Source organism: Streptomyces chartreusis (assembly GCF_008704715.1).
GTDB lineage: Bacteria > Actinomycetota > Actinomycetes > Streptomycetales > Streptomycetaceae > Streptomyces > Streptomyces chartreusis.
Genome location: NZ_CP023689.1, coordinates 1,489,319 through 1,506,440, shown reverse-complemented (window position 1 = coordinate 1,506,440; position 17,122 = coordinate 1,489,319). Strand labels below are relative to the sequence as shown.

The window sequence follows — 17,122 nt, the reverse complement described above, 5'->3', positions numbered from 1 at the left end:
GCTCACGACAAGGACCGCCCATGGCAATGACGCCTGCGACCCAGCACCAGCCCAGCACACCCGAAGTGCCCGGCCTGCACCGCGAACGCCGCCGTCTGCACACCAAGTTGAAGCTCGCCACCCAGATCGGGCAGGGCATCGACGGCTACATCATCGGCGGCATCGGCATGGCGATGGCCGCGCTGACCACCGACCTCCATCTCTCCACGTTCATGCAGGGCCTGGTCGGCGCCTCCCCGCTGATCGGCATCTTCATCGGCGGCCCCCTCTTCGGCCGGCTCGCCGACCGCTTCGGCCGCCGCCCGGTGTTCCTCGTCGACATGCTGATCTTCCTGATCGGCTCGGTCCTGCAGTTCTTCGTCACCGACGGCACCCAGCTCTTCCTCATCCGTCTGCTGATGGGCGTCGCGATCGGAGGCGAGTACGCCATCGGCGCCCCGCTGCTTTCCGAGTACGCGCCCCGGCAGGGCCGCGGCCGGCTGCTGGCCAGCCTGGAGATCAGCTGGTACGTCGGCTACGCGCTGGCCACGGTCGTCGGCGCGCTGTTCGCGGACGTCGACGGCGGCTGGCGGTGGTCCCTGGCCAGCAGCGCGGTCATCGCCGTGGTGTGCGTCGCACTGCGCGGCGGCATACCGGAGTCGGCACGCTGGCTGCTGAGCAGGGGGCGCCGCGAGGAGGCCGAGGCGCTGATCGAGAAGTACGGCATCGAGGTGGACATCGACGCCGAGCTCGACGAGTCCCAGGCGCCCGCGCGAGAGGGGTTCCGGGCGCTGTTCAGCCGACGGCACCTGCGCAGCACGGTGTTCGCCAGCGTCTTCTGGGCGGCGCTCGTCCTGCCGTACTTCGCCATCGGCACGTTCTGGACGCAGGTCTTCGAGGCCCTGAACATGGGCGACAACGCCGTCGCGGCGCTGCTCGTCTACTCCTTCACCGCGGTGGCGGGCGTGACGGCGGGCTGTCTCGTCGTGGACCGGATCGGCCGGCGCAGGCTGCTCATCCCGCCGTTCTGGATCACCGCGGGCGCCCTGGCGCTGGTCGCGCTGTGGCCCACGTCCACCCCGGTCATCGTCGGCGGCTTCCTGTTCTTCATCTTCCTCAACGCCGCCTCCAGCGCACTCACCGCCATCTACCCGCTGGAGGTCTTCCCGACCTCCCTGCGCACCACCGGCGTCGGCTTCGCCACCGCGATGAGCCGGGTCGGCGCGGCCATCGGCACCTTCCTGCTGCCGATGGGCCTGGACCGGTTCGGCGCGGAGTTCGTCCTGCTGATCGGCGCCGGGGTGCTCGCGCTCGGCGGTCTCGTCTCGCAGTTCCTCGCCCCGGAGACGACCGACATGGACCTCGCCCGGGCGGCACGCAAGGCGCGCGGGGCGTAGCCACCCCCACACCACGCAACAGCCCCGCAGGCGAGTGCCTGCGGGGCCGTGCGCCGTCGGGCGTCAGGCGTAGGCGTCGAAGGGGATCCCGGACGGCTTCGCGTAGTCGAGAGCCCACTGGAAGTCGCCGTCGTCGATCTTGATCGTGGCGGAGCCGAAGTCGGCGCTCATGAGCTTGTCGCGGTAGCCGGCCGGATAGCCGTTCCAGCCGACCAGACGCGGGAAGAACCAGTTGCCGGTGGCGTTCTCCGCCGGTTCGTCGTTGCTGCCCGCGAACCGGAAGCAGTGACTGGAGACACCGTCCTTGTGATAGACGATCTTCGGGTGGGTGCCGTCGAAGCGGATCGCCGAACGGGCGGCCAGCTGGTAGGTGTTGTGCTGGGACACCGACACGTACTCGGCCTGGTTGTCGCGGATCCACACGATGACGTGTTCCCAGTCGTGCGTGTGCCCGAGGGCCGCAGGACCCAGGGTGATCTGGTCCTTCTCGAAGTAGCTGGCGTACATCACCGCGCACCAGCCGTTGTTGCACTTCGCACGCGAGTAGGTGTTGGCGTTCGCCAGCTGGGCGTAGTCGTGGCACTTGCCGTTGACGTCGCCGCCGAGCTTGAGACCCGGGTTGAGGGTCCCGTCGGCGCCGATGGCGGCTGTGGCGTAGCAGCCGTCGCCGTCGTAGTCGTAGGCCGGGGAGAACGTCTGCTCCAGGCCGTCGGCGTTCTGCGGTAGCAGGGTCAGGACGTTCGCGTGGGCACTCGCGGGGAGGGCCACGACGAGCGTCATCGCGCCCAGCGCGCCGAGGGCGAGCTTGGCGAGGGATCTCGACTTGCGCATCACGGCTCCCGGTTCAGCAGTAGAGGTTGCCGCCCGGCGAGACGCCGAGGATCGAGGTGAACCGGTTGTAGGCGTCGACGCGGCTCTGGACCTGCGCCGGGTTCCTGCCGTCGCACTCCAGGGAGCCGTTGATGGAGCGGATCGTCTGGCCGAAGCCGGCCTGGTTCACCATGGCGTTGTGGGGGGTCATGGTGCCGGGACCGGACTGGGTGTTCCAGTACCAAAGACCGGTCTTCCAGGCGACGGCCGCCTCGTTCTGCACCCGCCAGGGGTTGTTGAGCAGGTCGATGCCCAGGGCGTCACCGGCGGCCTTGTAGTTGAAGTTCCACGACAGCTGGATCGGACCGCGGCCGTAGTAGGCGGCCTGGCCGGCGGGGCAGCCGTAGGGCTGGTTCCAGTCGCAGTAGTGGGGGTAGTTGGCGGTGTTCTGCTCGACGATGTGCACGAGGCCGCCGGTCTCGTGGTTGACGTTGGCGAGGAAGGCCGCCGCCTCCTGCTTCTTCACGGTGTCGCTGCCGGTCTTGGCGAAGCCCGGGTAGGCGCTCAGCGCGGCGACCAGGCCGCTGTACGTGTAGAACGAATTCCGGCTCGGGAACATCTGGTTGAACTGCGCCTCGCTGACCACGAAGCCGGACGGGGTGCCGCCGCCCCCGCTCGCGGGCGCGTTCCACTTCTGGTTCGCGGTGCCGGTGCAGGTCCAGATCTGCAGCCGGGTGCCGTTGGCACTGTTGTTGTCCCGGACGTCCAGGCACTTGTTCGCGGCCGGGTTCACGATGTCGCGTGCGCCGCTGACCACCCACTGCTGGTTCGCGCCGCCCGAGCAGTCCCACAGCTGGACCGCCGCGCCGTCCGCCGTGCTGCGCTCGGCGACGTCCAGACACTTGCCGAGCGCGCGCAGGGTGCCGTCGCCGGAGTTGGACCAGATCTGCGCGCCGGTCCCGTTGCAGTCGTAGAGCTGTACGGCGGTGCCGTTGGCGTTGCTCGCGCCCGCCACGTCGACGCACTTGCCGGCGAGGCCGGTGATCGTGCCGTCGGCGGCCCGCGCGGGGGTCACGGTGAGCAGGGCGGTGAGGACGGCGGTGAGCACCGCGAAGATCGCGAGCCGGGGTCTGAGCAGGGTCATGGACATGGTCGAGGACGCTCCTTTGAGGTGTCGCGGGGTGAGCCGGCCGCCCCTCTTCTCAAGGGACGGCCGGCGGCAGAGCTCAGGGACGCGCTACGGGTAGTTCGTCAGATTGGCCACGTTGGAGCCGGAGTTGGACGGACCGCCCGTGTTGTTGACGACGTGCCGGATGGTGCCTGTACCGCCGAGGGAGACCGTCACCATGCTGGTGAAGCGGACTCCCGCCTTGTTCGGTGCCTCGATGGCCCGCTCGGCGGTCACACTCGGATTGACGTTGAAGAAGCAGTAGCTGCCGAGGCCGTAGGCCTGATGGCTGGTCACGGAGTCGGCGACCTTGTAGGCCGCGTAGCCCTGCGTGGAGCCGTTCATCCACGCCGCCTGGTTCGGCGGGTCGTAGGGCATCTCGTTCTGGTAGAAGTACGTCCGGCCGCCGTTGCCGTTCCAGATGGTCTGGTACTTCTGGTAGTGCTCGACGAACAAGCCGTACGCGGTGACGTCGTCGCCGTTGACGATCAGGCCGGTGTCGCCGGTGTTGGTGTTCCAGCCGACGCCGCTGCCGTGGTCGGCGCGCCAGATCCACATGTGGTCGCCGATGACGTTGTCGCTGTTGATGACGAGGCTGGTGGTCGCCTTGCCGACGGCTGCGCCGCCGACGCGGAAGTACACGTCGTGCAGTGAGGTCGGGTTGGCGGCGTGGGACGCGGACGAACCGGCCGGGCCGACCTCCATCAGGGTGGGCGAGTTGGTGGTGCCCGCGTCGAAGAGGACGCCCGCGACCTTCACACCGTCGACGTCGGCCACCTTCATCGCGGTGACGCCGTTGTCCGGGATGAACGTGGCGAGGCCCAGGCCGAGGACGACGGTGTCGGCGCGGTTCACCTGGAGGGTCTGGTTGAGGTGGTAGACGCCGGGCGTGACGAGCAGGTTCTTGCCCGCGGCCAGCGCGGCGTTGATGTCGCCGGCCGTCGCGCCGGGCTTCACGACGTAGAAGGAGTCGAGGGACAGCGAACTGCCGGACGGGGAGCCGCCCGCCCAGCTCGTCGCGCTGGAGTTGGACCGCACCGACGGCACGAACACCTTGTAGGCGCCGGCTCCGTCGACGTACAGGAACGGCTTCTCCCGGCTGACCGGGGTCTGCGCGACCGTGGTGTACGGCGGGTTGGGGAAGCTGGTGCCGGGGACGCCCTGGCTGCCGACGAAGACCATGTTCCAGTTGGAGCCGGTCCAGCTGCCGAGCTGGGAGTTGCGGGTCAGCCACTGCTGCTGGCTGCCTGAGTTGACCTGGCCGTCGATCTTGGTGTCGGCGAGCAGACCGCCGCTGGACCAGCCGCCGTCGTCCAGGGCGAGGTTGCCGCGCAGATGCATCCGGCGGTACGCCGACGCCTGCGAGACCGCCCAGCGGTCGGCGCCGCCCGTCGGGTTGACGGACAGGTTCTCTGCACCGCGCCAGAAGTTCTGGGTGGCGTTCTGCGGCGGGAACCAGTCGGCCTCGGCGTGCACCGCGCCGTTGACGGTGACCGAGTCCGGGGACAGGCCGAGCCCGGCGACCTGGGTGTAGAAGCCGACGTTGACGTTCGCGTTGTAGGAGCCCGGCTTGAACAGGACGGCGTAGCGCTGCGAGCCGAACTGGTTGGTCTCCTGCTGCTGGAAGATCGAGTTGAGCCGGTTCTGGATGGTCGAGGGCGACATGGACGGGTCGAAGACGACCACGTTCGGGCCGAGGTCCGGGTTCGCGGCCGACTGGTTCACCGGGACCACCTGGAACCGCTGGGCGGCGCTGCCGTTGCACGTGTACTGCACGAACTGGACGCTGTCGGCGAGCGATGCGCCCGGGTCGTCCAGGCACTTGCCGCTGTTTCGGTTGACGAAGCGGTAGATGCCGCCGCCCTCGTCGACGGGCAGCCACTGCTGGTTGGCGCCGCCGCCGTAGGCCCACAGATGGACCGGCCCGCCGTCGGTGGTGGAGACGTCGGCGACATCCACGACCTGGCCGGTGTTGTTGCGGTTGTTGATGCGGACGTAGCCGTCACTGGTCGGCGTGAAGCTCCAGTTCTGGGCCGTCGAGCCGTTGCACGCGTACTGCTGCACGACGGTGCCGTTGGCGGTGGCGGCCGCCCGGGCGTCCAGGCATCTGCCGCTCGCGGCGTTCATGACGGTCGAGTAGTCGGCGGGCAGCGCGGCCGCCGCGCTCTCCGCGGCGCCGGCCGGCGCGGGCGCCGAGGTGAGCAGGGACGCGGCCGCCACGGTGACGACCGTGACGGCGGTGGATCTGCGGAGGCGCCTGAGCGCGGGACGCACGAAGGTGGGCACTGATTCTCCTCGCCGAGCGAAGCGATACGGGGGTTCCCCCGGCCGGAGCCGGGGGAGGGGTCGACGCTGGTGGGGGTGGCTGGATCAGCCGGCGTATCCGGCGAACACACGCGTGAAGTCCCAGTCGGACTGGTTCACGCCGGAACAGCTGTCGGCGGGGCCACCGGTGCAGGGGCGGTCGCGGTTGGCGGACCAGAACGTCAGCCGGGCCAGGTGGTGTTGCCGGGCGTAGGCGAGCATCGTCCTGAAGTCGTCGACGGTGACGGTCTCGTTCTGGTCGGTGATGCCGTTCATCGACGAGATGCCCATGGACCGGTAGGCCTGGTCGTCGCTGTAGCCGTACGCCGACTTCAGCGAGTTCTTGAGCCCTTCGGCGGCCCGCACGGACAGGTCGCCCATGTTCTGTCCGTTGCCGCCGAAGTTGAACGGCATGATCGTCCAGGCGTCCACCGTCAGGCCGGTGCCGGCGGCACGGCCGATGAGGGAGGTGTCGGGGCCGTTCTGGCCGGTGCCGATGGTGATGTACACCTTCAGGCCGGGGTTGTCGGCCTTGACCTTCTTCAGGGCGTCGACCGTGCGCTGCTGCACGGTCGGGCTGTCGTAGGCGTCGGCTTCGAGGTCGATGTCGATGGCCTTCAGCCCGAAGGCGCTGACGACCCTCTGGTAGGCGGCGGCCAGTTCGCTCGCACTGGAGCAGGAGCTCTCCAGCTTGTTGCCGCTCCAGCCACCGAACGACGGGACGACGTCACCGCCGTTCGCCCGCACGGTCTCGATCGTGCGCTGGTCGACCCCGCCCGTCAGTGCCCGGCCGCCGTCCCACTGCGGGTTGCAGTAGCCGTTGCTGAGGACGAAGGCGAGCGTGAAGTACTTGACGCCGGTGGCGTTGCTGACCGTGGTGGGGTTCGGCGGGCTGCCCCAGCCGTTGTAGAGGTAGGGCGCCACGGCCGATGACGCCAAGGGGGCGGCGGCCTGTGCGGGGGGAGTGGAGAGCAGGCCGGTGGTGAGCGAGAGTGCGGTGAGGGATATGGCCGCGGGGAGGGATTTGGACATGCGCGCGGAAGCCCTTCGTGGGGGGTGAGCAACCGGGGCCGCGTTCACCTTCTGAACGGTGAGTGCGTCTCGTGGGTGTCTGGTTGACCCGTGAACCTAAAGGTCTGGACCACTTACGTCAAGACGTGAAGTAAGCTTTGGCAACAATTAATTGCGGCCCCGGTCGGAACGGGCCGACCCGCCTCCCGGAGCCCCGCCGCGGCACGTGGTACTTCTTGCCTTCCCGGCCTCGCTGCCGTACCAAGCCGTCGCCGATCCGCCTGGTGGCACCGATATGACGAACCACCCCTTCGGCCTGCGCCGCCCGCATGTGGCCGTGGGTCCCGAACGCCTTCTCGCCCTCGGTGACGCCGTGTTCTCCATCGCGATGACACTGCTCGCGCTCGACATCACCGTCCCGGACGGCCTGGCCGAGGCCGAGGTCGCCGACGCCGTGGCGGACGCGGTGCCCACCATCGGCGCGTATCTGCTCAGCTTCTTCGTCATCGGCACGCTCTGGCTCGTCCAGCACGGCCTGTTCCGCCTGATCGCGACACTCGACCGCTGGCTGCTCCTGCTCTACTTCGCGCTCCTGGCGACGGTCGCCGCGCTGCCCTTCCCGACCCGGCTGATCAGCGAGTACGGCGAGACGACCACGGCGACCGCCTGCTACGCGGGGGCGATCGCCCTGGCCGTGGCCCTGATGTGCGGCATGTACGTGCGCCTGCTGGTGAACCCCGAGGTGGCGGCGCCGGAGACCTCTCGCACGTTGCTGAAGGTGGAGATCCGGCACGGTGTCCTGCTGGTCCTCGTCTTCGCCACTTCGGTGCCGGTGGCCTTCTACTCGCCGACCCTCGCCAAGTACTGGTGGCTGCTGGCCGTCGGGACACGGATGCTCTACCGCAAGCCGGCCGACCAGGAAGAGTGACGGCGCCGCGAACTCAGTCGGCGTCCCCGAACCACCGGCGCAGCGCTTCGAGCAGTTCCTCCTGGGCCTCACCGACCCACGCCACATGGCCGTCCGGCCGCAGCAGCGCCGCGGGCACGTCCAGGTCCTCACTCACGTCGACGACATGGTCGACCCGGTCCGCCCAGCCCTCGACCGACAGCCGGCCGGTCCCGTCGAGCAGCAGCCCGCGGCCGTCGTGCGTCAACTCGTAGAGGCGGCCCTGCTTCAGCGGGAGGTCCCGCATGCGCCGGCCGAGCAGGTCGTGGCCCTCGCCGAAGTCGTAGCGGACGTCGACCGCGGTGATCATCCCGGTGACGTACCGGTTCACCTCCGCGAAGTCCATCAGCTTCGAGAACAGCTCCCGCAGCGCGGTCGGGCCCGGTTCGCTGCCCAGGAGGGTGATCTGCGCCCGGGTGTTGGCGAGGACGGCGGCGCTCACCGGGTGCCGTTCGGCGTGGTAGGTGTCCAACAGCCCTTCCGGCGCCCGGCCCCGGACCGCGGCGGCCAGCTTCCAGCCCAGGTTGAACGCGTCCTGGATACCGAGGTTGAGGCCCTGCCCGCCGGTCGGCGGATGGATGTGCGCCGCGTCGCCGGCCAGCAGCACCCGGCCGACCCGGTAGCGCTCGGCCTGCCGGGTGGCGTCACCGAAACGGGAGAGCCAGCGCGGCGAGTGCGCACCGAAGTCGGTGCCCGCGGTGGCCCGCAACTGCCGCTTGAACTCTTCGAGGGTCGGCTCGCTCGCGCGGTCTTCGGCCACGCCGTCGGCGGGCACCACGACGCGGTAGACCCCGTTCTCGCCGGGGCCCGCACCGAACCGCAGCTGGGTCTTGCGGACCTCGGCGACCACGGCGGCGATCCTCTCCGGATCCTCCGTCAGCTCCATCTCGCCCAGCAGCGTCTCGACCGTGGCGGCCTCGCCGGGGAAGCCGACGCCGAGCAGCTTGCGCACCACGCTGCGACCGCCGTCGCAGCCGGCGAGGTAGCGCGAGCGAAGCCGCGTACCGTCCGCCAGCTCCACGCTCACACCGTCGTCGTCCTGGCTCAGCCCGACCACTTCGCAGCCCCGCCGGATCTCGGTGCCGAGTTCCAGCGCGCGCTCGTTCAGCAGCCGCTCGGTGACCGGCTGCGGGGTCGCAAGACCGTAGGGGTGAGCCGTGTCCAGGCCGTCCGGCCACGCCTTGGCGATACCACCGAACAGACCGCCGACCTGGAACTTCTCACTGACCGCCAGGAACCGCTCCAGGAGGCCGCGCTGGTCCATCATCTCGACGCTGCGCGCGTGCAGCCCCTGCCCACGGGACTGCGGGGTCGGCTCCGTCAGCTTCTCCAGCACGACCACGTGCACGTCGTGCAGCCGCAGTTCCGCTGCCAGCATCAGGCCGGTGGGGCCACCGCCGACCACGATCACATCGATCATCACAATCCCCGTTTCCGCAGGTCCTGGCTTCGGTCGGTGATTGTGCTGCACCAGGGGGGCCTTGCCGCAAGGCCCCCGGTGCGCTATACGTTGAGAGTGGCAAGGAGTCGATGACCTCCTTGCCTTCGTCGTTTCCGAGCCTTCGTCGTCTCCGACGTGACGCGCCGAGGCGGGTCGGGCCCTCAGACCACGCAGCCCACATGGGCCAGCGCCTGCTTCAGCAGCACCCCGTGCCCGCCCGGCATCTCGCTCTGCACCGCGGGCGACAGGGCCTCCTGCGGGCTGAACCAGACCAGGTCCAGGGCGTCCTGGCGAGGCCGGCAGTCGCCGGTGACCGGGACGACGTAGGCCAGGGACACCGCGTGCTGGCGCGGGTCGTGGTACGGCGTGACACCGTGCGTCGGGAAGTACTCCGCGACCGTGAACGGCTGCAGCGACGTCGGCACCCGGGGCAGCGCCACCGGGCCGAGGTCCTTCTCCAGGTGGCGCAGGAGTGCGTCGCGGACCCGCTCGTGGTGCAGTACGCGGCCGGAGACCAGGGTCCGGCTGACCGTACCGTCCGGTCCGATCCGCAGGAGGAGGCCGATGCTGGTGACCTCACCGCTGTCGTCGACGCGCACGGGCACTGCCTCGACGTACAGGATGGGCATGTTGGCGCGTGCCTGCTCCAGCTCGTCGCTGCTCAGCCAGCCGGGCGTGGTTTCGGTCATGTCAGACATTGCTTGATCATACTTTCCGGGAATTGCGAACGCTCAGTCGCGATCGGAACGGGGGACGGGGTCGGGCAGTCCGTAGAGGCGGCGGGCGTTGTCACCGGCCGCCCACGCCGCGATCCGCAGCGCGTCCGGCAGGCCGAGCTCATCGGCGTCCACCAGGTCCTGGAGCAGCTCGCCCAGGCCGCGGCGGAACGCCAGTGCGCCGAGCCGGTACAACTCGGCCAGACCATACGCGTCCGAGCTGTACAGCAGCTTGCGGAACGGCGTGATCTCCAGGGCCTCCGCCAGGATCGCCCGGGAGCGGGCGGGGCCCACGTGGTGCAGGGTCAGGCCCACGTCCAGGTACACCTGCTCGAAGACCGCCGCGAGATAGGCGGCCTGCCGCTGGTACGGCCAGCAGTGCAGGAGCAGGACGGGGATCGTGCCCCGGGTCAGATGCAGCCAGTCCGTGAGGTGGGTGGGGTCCACCCGGTGCAGGCGGATGTCGTTGTCGCCGAAGCCGGTGTGCAACTGGAGCGGGAGCCCCAGGTCGACGGCCGTCCACAGCAGATGCCGTATCAGGACCGGGTCGGCCAGCCGGCCGCCGTCCGCGAGCCACTGCCGGGCCGCCGCGACGACGAGCGCCTCCGGCGGGCGTGCCGGGTCCAGGTCGAAGCCGGTGCGGTAGGCGGCCACCGACTTCACGGCCACCACCCCGGGCCGGCGCACGGCCTCCTCGGCGGCCGTGCGGAACGCGGCGGGGTAGGCCTCCGGTTCGACTCCGGCGGCCGCGACGGCCTCGGCCACCGACTCCAGCCGTACGACTTCGTACGCGGTCGCGCCGGCGGTCCTGGCGAGTTCCCCGGGCGTGGTGATCGGGTGGGGCGTGTAGCCGGTGTCGACGCAGAACACCTCGGTTCCGGCCGCGGTCAGGAAGCGCCGGTCGACCTCCCGCGCACCCAGTTCCGCACGCCGGGCCAGGTATTCGTCCGGGGGCGCGTGCCGGGGCAGGTCCAGCAGGGGCGCGCAGTGACGGCGTACGGCGAGGCCGAGCGGGGTGTCGAAGGGGGAGATGCCGGGCCATGGCTCGCCCTCGGTGAGCAGGGACTCGAAGCCGGCCCGGTCCGGTTCGGCGGTGACGATCCCGTGGCAGTGATGGTCCACCAGCGGCAGCGCCGCGAGCGCCTCGTGGACCGGCCCTGTGGCACCCATGTCAGTACTTCCACCGGTACGCGGCGGCCACCTGGTCGTCGTCGAGCCCGGCGACGGCGTCGATCTCGCCCTGCCGTACGGCGATCACGGCGTCCGCCAGCACTGGGCCCAGCGCGGCCCGCAGCGGCCCGTCGGCGCGGAACTCCTCGACGGCCTCGCCCAGCGAGACCGGCAGCCTGCGCACCCCGCGCGCGGCGGCCTCCTGCGCGCCGAGACGCGCCGGGTCGCCGGTGATCTCCTCGGGCAGCAGCGCGCCCGACTCGACACCGTCGAGGCCGGCGGCGATCAGGCAGCCCAGGGCGAGATACGGGTTTGCGGCCAGGTCCACCGGCTTGACCTCCAGGTTCGCGGCCTGCTCGCGGTGGCCCGCCGTGCCGGTGACCACCCGCAGGCCCGCCTCCCGGGTCTCCCGCCCCCAGGCGGTGAACACCCCGGCCCACTGCGAGGGCCTCAGCCGCAGATAGCCGGCCGGACTGGGCACGGTCACCGCGGTCAGGGCGGGCAGGTGGCCGAGCACACCGGCGACGAAGGACTCCGCCTCGGGCCGCATCCCGTGCCTGCGGTCACCGCCCGCGTGCAGGTTCACCCCGTCACGCCAGGCGGAGAGATGGACATGGCCGCCGTTGCCGACGCCCTGCCCGAGGACCGCAGGGGCGAAGGACACCGCGAGTCCGTGCCGCTGCGCCACCGCCCGGATCGTCTGCCGGACCAGCACACTGCGGTCGGCCGCCGCGACCGGATCCAGGGCGGCCACCGACAGCTCGAACTGCCCCGCCGCGTACTCCGGATGGAACTGGTCGACCTCCACGCCCTGCCGTGCGAGCGCCGCCAGCAGATCGGCGGAGCAGTCGCTCAGCTCGACCTGCCGGGTGGCGCCGTACGCCGGACCCGTGACCGCGGGCACGAACGCGCCGTCGGCGCCCGGTGGCCGGGCGACGGCCCACTCGATCTCGATGGCCGCCCGGAAGGTGACGCCATGGCGCTCGGCGGCCTCACGGACCGTCCTCCGCAGGAAAGTGCGGCCACATCCCGGGTGCTGCTCGCCCTCCTGCGTGATCCGGTCGACCGGCGCCCACGCCCAGCCGGGCTGGCCGGCGAGCTCCACCAGGTGATCCAGGTCGGGGTAGAGCCGCAGATCGCCGTCCGGGGAACCGAGGACGTCGGTGGTGACGATGGAGTCGTTCGCGAGGAACGTGTCGAACACCGGCGACATCCCGACACCCCAGGCCGCCGCCGAGGCCAGCTTCGCCGTCGGGACCGTCTTCACCCGGCAGATGCCCGCGGTGTCCACGTAGGCCAGGACGATCCCGTGCACGCCCCGCCCGGCCAGCTCGCCGCTCAGCGCGGTGGCCCGCTCGACGTCACCGGGACGTCCGCCCGGGACTGGGTCGGCCAGGGTGGTCATACGGTCTCCTCGACGAACTCGGCCGTTGCGCGGCGGGTCCGGTTGTGCCCCGCCGGCCGTCAGGGTTTCACGCCCACCGCTCCGTACTGCGGCACCGCGGCGGGAGAACCGGGGGCGCGCCACTGCGAGCAGGACACCATCCCCGGCTCCAGCAGCTCCAGGCCCTCGAAGAAGGCGGCGATGTCCGCACCGCTGCGGGCGGTGATCGGCGGCGTGGCGTTCTCGTTCCAGAACTCCATCGCCGGGATCTGGCCCTCGCCGCCGACCTCGGAGTCGAAGGTCGGGTGGGTGAGCACCAGGAGACTGTCGGAGGGAACGGCGGCCATGACGCGCCGCACGATCTCGCGGGCCTTGTCGTAGTCCAGGACGAAGTTGAGGATGCCCAGCATCATCACCGCGACCGGCCGCGTGAAGTCCAGGGTCTGCGAGGCGCGTTCGACGATGGCGTCCGGGTCGTGAACGTCGGCGTCGATGTACGCGGTGACGCCCTCATGAGTGCCCGTCAGCAGGGTGCGGGCGTGCACCAGCACGATCGGGTCGTTGTCGACGTACACGATCCGTGAGTCGGGCGCGATGCGCTGGGCTATCTCATGGGTGTTGTCCGCCGTCGGCAGCCCGGTGCCGATGTCCAGGAACTGCCGTACGCCCTGCTCCTCGGCCAGGAAGCGGACGGCGCGGCCGAGGAAGTCGCGGTCGGCGCGGGCGATGTCCCGGATGATCGGGAACATCCCGGCGACATGCTCGCCGACCTGCTGGTCGACCTCGTAGTTGTCCTTGCCGCCGATCCAGTAGTTCCACACCCGCGCGTTGTGCGCCACACCGGTGTTCAGCCTCGCCGACCCGCCCGACGGGGTGTGGCCATCACTCACGACTCGTCCTCTCCTCGCACGAACGACCGAAACCGGTCATCGTCGCCATTGTGCCGCTCCGTTGATCACGCTGTCCCGGGAATCGGCACAGCGGACGGGGCCGTTGGCGCGCGTGCGGGGAGAGAACGGGCGTGGTCCGGCTAGTCGAACTCGCTGGGGGTCGGCGCCGGCGTCTTCCCGGCCAGGACGTCCTTCAGACGCTGCGTGCCGAGCTTGACGGCCTGTTCGACGGAGTCCGGCTGGCCGCCGTTGAGGCCGCCCGCGGTGACGGTGATCGCGTCGGTGCCGACGCGCACGGCGGCGACGTCCTCGGTCAGGGTCGCCGACTGGCCGTTCGACGTCCCCGTGATGCTGACGCGCAGGCCGACTCGGTCGTCGCCCTCATCGGGCAGCGTCGTCTCGATGACCTGGACCGTGCGCTCCTCGCCGCCGTTGCCGGTGACGGTGAACTCGTCGCACTCCTGCGGAAGGGTCTCGAGCCAGGCCAGGGCCTCCTGCGGGTCGGTCCGCTCGTAGGCGGCCACCTGGTACAGCAGGCGGGATTCGCCCTGCTGGAAACCGCGCAGCGCCGACGCCCCGGACGGCTTGCCCAGCAACTGGTCGGTGTAGAGGCCGTCGAGCAGCCGCTGGCAGTCCGCGGAGTCCGTCTTGCCGCTGAGGAAGTCGTCCACGTCGACGTCGCCGATGCGCAGGCTGTCGTGCCAGTTGGCGACGTCCGAGTCCTTCACCTGCGTCCAGTCGTCCTCGATGTCCGCCGCGGTGATCAGCGCGGCGTCGGCACCGGCCTGGGTGAGGGTGGTGGTCGGGGACGTGCTCGGTGTCTGCCGGGCGACGGCACCGGCCTGGGAGACGTCGCCGCCGTCGTCCGAGCAGGCCGCGGTGGTCAGCAACGCACCGACGGCCAGGGCCGAGGAGAGCACACGGACAGGACGGGACGGGCGACGGATCATCTGGGATGCCTCCTGTGGACGCGACGGGTGTCCCCAGCGCACCACCGGTTCTGACGGCCCACCAGCTACGCCGGACCGTTCGGGTGAGCGCCACGGGACGGCCCGTCCGTCAGCCGGCCCGGACCGCCCGGCGGGGAGGTCCTGGCGCCCCCGATTTCCGGTACCGGTACCTTTCGGGCTCTCTTCGCTGTTCAATGAGAGCGAACGGTGCCGTCTCCCGGTGCCCGAGAGGAGCCGCCCCATGTCACCCGCCGCGGTCCCGCCCGTCGGTGCGCGCATCCGGCAGGCGCGCCTCGCACACGGGACGAGCCTGCGGGCGCTCGCGCGTGAGATCGGCGTGTCGGCGAGCCTCGTCTCGCAGATCGAGAACGGCAAGAGCCAGCCCTCGGTCAGCACCCTCTACGCCATCACGACCGCCCTCGGCATCTCGATCGAGTCGCTTTTTGACGCGGGCGAGGGCGGCATCGCGACCGCGGCGACGGCACCCGCGACGGCCCTCACCCCCGGGCCCGGCACGGCACCCGGCACCGCCACGGACCCCGCCCCCGGCACCGTCCTGCACGCCCTAGCCTCCTTCGCCGCCGACCCCGGCCGCCGCATCGGGCCGGTGGTCACGCCGGACGAGCGGGAGGTGCTGGAGCTGGACTCCGGTGTGGTGTGGGAGCGGCTCGGCCACGTCCCCGGCACGCACGTCGACTTTCTCCAGGTGACCTACCGGCCCGGCGGCGCCTCTTCCAGCTCCGGCGGCCTCATGCGCCACGCCGGCACCGAGTACGGGTGTCTGACCTCGGGCGAGCTGATCCTCACCCTCGGCTTCGACGAGTACACGCTGCGCCCCGGGGACGCCGTCTGCTTCGAGTCGACGACCCCGCACCGCTACCGCAACGATGGAGACGTACCGGCGGTCGGTACCTGGTTCGTGTCCACCGAGATGTTCAGTGACACTTGACACCCGTCCCGGACAGTCGTTCACTCCGAAGTGGGGGTGGTCGCCATGGCGATCCGCACATTCGGACCCAATGCCGTCGACTGGGAAGAGCGCGTCGACCTGGACCGGCTGCGCAGGCAGCGGCTGGCCCGCCTCAACGAGACCCTGAACCGCTCCGAGCTCGGTGCGGTGCTCAGCTTCGACTTCGCCAACATCCGCTACATGACCGCCACGCACATCGGCACCTGGGCGATGGACAAGCTGATCCGCTTCGCCCTGCTGGTCCGCGGTGGCGAGCCGATCGTCTGGGACTTCGGCTCCGCCGCCCGCCACCACCAGCTGTACAACCCGTGGCTCGACTACAGCGACGGCAAGGGCGGCCCGCCCACCGGCGCCCGCGCCGGCATCTCCACGCTCCGCGGCGCCTTCCACCCGGACGCGGGCATCGCCGAGGACGTCGCCGCGAAGATCGCCGCCGAGCTGCGCGAGCACGGCCTGGCCGGCGAGCCGCTCGGCATCGATGTCGCCGAGATGCCGATCCTCACCGCGCTGCGCGCCGAGGGCATCGACGTCGTGGACGGCCAGCAGGTCTTCCTGGAGGCCCGCCGCATCAAGACCCCGGACGAGATCTCCCTGCTCACCCAGGCCTGCGCGATGGTCGACGCGGCGTACGAGGAGCTGTACGGCTATCTGCGCCCCGGCGTGCGCGAGAACGAATGCGTCGGCGTGGTCAGCAAGGTCCTGTACGACCTCGGCAGCGAGTACGTCGAGGGCGTCAACGCGATCTCCGGCGAACGCTGTTCACCGCACCCGCACGTCTACAGCGACCGCCTGATCCGGCCCGGCGACCCCGCCTTCTTCGACATCCTGCACAGCCACCTCGGCTACCGCACCTGCTACTACCGCACCTTCGCGGTCGGCAGCGCCTCCGGCGCCCAGCGCGACGCCTACGTCCGCTGCCGTGAGTACATGGACCGGGCCATCGCGCTCGTCCGGCCCGGCGCCACGACCGCGGACATCGTCGAGGTCTGGCCGCGCGCCGAGGAGTTCGGCTTCGCCGACGAGACCGCCGCGTTCGCGTTGCAGTACGGCCATGGCGTGGGCCTGTCGATCTGGGAGAAGCCGATCTTCAGCCGGCTGGTCTCCCTCGACCACCCCGAGGTCCTCGAAGAGGGCATGGTCTTCGCCCTGGAGACCTACTGGCCCGCCGCAGACGGCTGGTCCGCCGCGCGGATCGAGGAGGAAGTCGTCGTCACCGCCGACGGCTGCGAGGTCATCACCAAGTTCCCGGCGGAGGAACTGCTCGTCGCGGGCCGCAAGTACTGGACGGTGGGCGGCGCGCTCGACACCCGCCGCGAGTCGCAGTCCCACCTCAACACCTCGCGCGGCAACGGGAGTCGCTGATGGAACCGGCCGGACTCCTCGCCGCCTACGAGCAGATGACCGTCATCCGCCGTACGGAGAAGGCCGCCCACGACCTGTTCCTCCAGGGGCTGGTGAAGGGCACCACCCACCTCGCCGCCGGACACGAGGCCGTCGCCGTCGGCGCGAGCGCCGCCCTGCGGCCCGACGACTACGTCTTCGCCACCTACCGCGGCCACCACCACGCGATGGCGCGGGGCGCCACGCCGGAGGAGTGCCTGGCCGAACTCATGAGCCGGGCAACGGGGTTGTGCGGGGCCAAGGGCGGCTCCATGCACCTCACCAAGGCGTCCACCGGCATGCTCGGCTCCTACGCCATCGTCGGCGCCCACCTCCCGATGGCGGCCGGCGCCGCGTGGTCGGCACGGCTGCGCGGCACAGACCAGATCGCCGTCGCCTTCTTCGGGGACGGCGCCACCAACATCGGCGCCTTCCACGAGGCGCTCAACCTGGCCGCCGTATGGAAGCTGCCCGTGCTGTTCGTCTGCGAGAACAACCTGTACATGGAGTACTGAGCAACTCCTCGACTCTCATACCCTCTGACCTGGGCGAACGGCGCTCGGTTCATGTAATGATCATGCGCTGGGGAGAATCTGGGGAGATCCA

13 protein-coding genes and 2 pseudogenes are annotated in these 17,122 nt (G+C 70.5%); 5 read left to right on the top strand and 10 right to left on the bottom strand.

Annotation, left to right across the window (positions count from 1 at the left end):
* Positions 1–20 precede the first annotated feature (20 nt).
* Entirely contained in the window at positions 21–1,376 is a 1,356-nt protein-coding gene (locus tag CP983_RS06210) for an MFS transporter (RefSeq protein ID WP_150498857.1), read from the top strand.
* A gap of 63 nt (positions 1,377–1,439) precedes the next feature.
* Here CP983_RS06210 and CP983_RS06205 read toward each other — a convergent pair whose 3' ends face one another.
* The 4 genes and pseudogenes from CP983_RS06205 to CP983_RS06190 form a co-directional block, all read right to left on the bottom strand.
* The gene (locus CP983_RS06205; protein WP_150498856.1) at positions 1,440–2,207 is read right to left on the bottom strand and encodes an NPP1 family protein; all 768 of its coding nucleotides are present in this window, start codon (positions 2,205–2,207) and stop codon (positions 1,440–1,442) included.
* A 13-nt stretch (positions 2,208–2,220) separates the two neighbouring features.
* Positions 2,221–3,336 carry a chitinase gene (locus CP983_RS06200; protein ID WP_189748459.1) on the bottom strand — a complete coding sequence of 372 codons (1,116 nt, stop codon included), beginning with the start codon at positions 3,334–3,336 and terminating at the stop codon, positions 2,221–2,223.
* An 87-nt stretch (positions 3,337–3,423) separates the two neighbouring features.
* The gene (locus CP983_RS06195; protein ID WP_150506418.1) at positions 3,424–5,628 is read right to left on the bottom strand and encodes an RICIN domain-containing protein; all 2,205 of its coding nucleotides are present in this window, start codon (positions 5,626–5,628) and stop codon (positions 3,424–3,426) included.
* Between the two features lie 96 nt (positions 5,629–5,724).
* Positions 5,725–6,588: pseudogene (locus CP983_RS06190) on the bottom strand (chitinase); the annotation flags it as partial.
* Positions 6,589–6,964: 376 nt separating this feature from the next.
* Between CP983_RS06190 and CP983_RS06185 the strand changes: the two are divergent.
* Complete coding sequence (locus tag CP983_RS06185; protein ID WP_150498854.1) at positions 6,965–7,597, top strand: TMEM175 family protein; 633 nt, start codon at positions 6,965–6,967, stop codon at positions 7,595–7,597.
* Positions 7,598–7,610: 13 nt separating this feature from the next.
* On the opposite strand, the gene rox is transcribed toward CP983_RS06185, so the two are convergent.
* From rox to CP983_RS06155, 6 genes are all read right to left on the bottom strand, one after another.
* Positions 7,611–9,035 (bottom strand): rifampin monooxygenase, encoded by a 1,425-nt coding sequence (gene rox, locus CP983_RS06180; RefSeq protein WP_150498853.1) that lies wholly within the window; start codon positions 9,033–9,035, stop codon positions 7,611–7,613.
* 182 nt (positions 9,036–9,217) lie between these two features.
* Entirely contained in the window at positions 9,218–9,745 is a 528-nt protein-coding gene (locus CP983_RS06175) for an NUDIX hydrolase family protein (protein WP_030955617.1), read from the bottom strand.
* A gap of 42 nt (positions 9,746–9,787) precedes the next feature.
* Positions 9,788–10,942, bottom strand: coding sequence for an amidohydrolase family protein (locus CP983_RS06170; RefSeq protein ID WP_150498852.1), 1,155 nt, complete (start codon positions 10,940–10,942; stop codon positions 9,788–9,790).
* Position 10,943: 1 nt separating this feature from the next.
* Positions 10,944–12,347: a type I glutamate--ammonia ligase gene (locus CP983_RS06165; RefSeq protein ID WP_150498851.1), complete on the bottom strand. Its 1,404-nt coding sequence runs from the start codon at positions 12,345–12,347 to the stop codon at positions 10,944–10,946.
* A 59-nt stretch (positions 12,348–12,406) separates the two neighbouring features.
* The gene (locus CP983_RS06160; RefSeq protein ID WP_150498850.1) at positions 12,407–13,216 is read right to left on the bottom strand and encodes an SAM-dependent methyltransferase; all 810 of its coding nucleotides are present in this window, start codon (positions 13,214–13,216) and stop codon (positions 12,407–12,409) included.
* A gap of 140 nt (positions 13,217–13,356) precedes the next feature.
* On the bottom strand, positions 13,357–14,166 hold the full coding sequence (locus CP983_RS06155; RefSeq protein ID WP_107908304.1) for a hypothetical protein: 810 nt from the start codon (positions 14,164–14,166) through the stop codon (positions 13,357–13,359).
* Between the two features lie 241 nt (positions 14,167–14,407).
* On the opposite strand from CP983_RS06155, the gene CP983_RS06150 reads away from it, so the two are divergent.
* The 3 genes and pseudogenes from CP983_RS06150 to CP983_RS06140 all read left to right on the top strand — a co-directional run.
* Positions 14,408–15,115 carry a helix-turn-helix domain-containing protein gene (locus CP983_RS06150; protein ID WP_150498849.1) on the top strand — a complete coding sequence of 236 codons (708 nt, stop codon included), beginning with the start codon at positions 14,408–14,410 and terminating at the stop codon, positions 15,113–15,115.
* Between the two features lie 45 nt (positions 15,116–15,160).
* On the top strand, positions 15,161–16,498 hold the full coding sequence (locus tag CP983_RS06145) for a M24 family metallopeptidase (RefSeq protein ID WP_107908413.1): 1,338 nt from the start codon (positions 15,161–15,163) through the stop codon (positions 16,496–16,498).
* Positions 16,498–17,028: pseudogene (locus CP983_RS06140) on the top strand (thiamine pyrophosphate-dependent dehydrogenase E1 component subunit alpha); the annotation flags it as partial. The gene CP983_RS06145 and the pseudogene CP983_RS06140, both read left to right, overlap by 1 nt.
* Between the last annotated feature and the right edge of the window lie 94 nt (positions 17,029–17,122).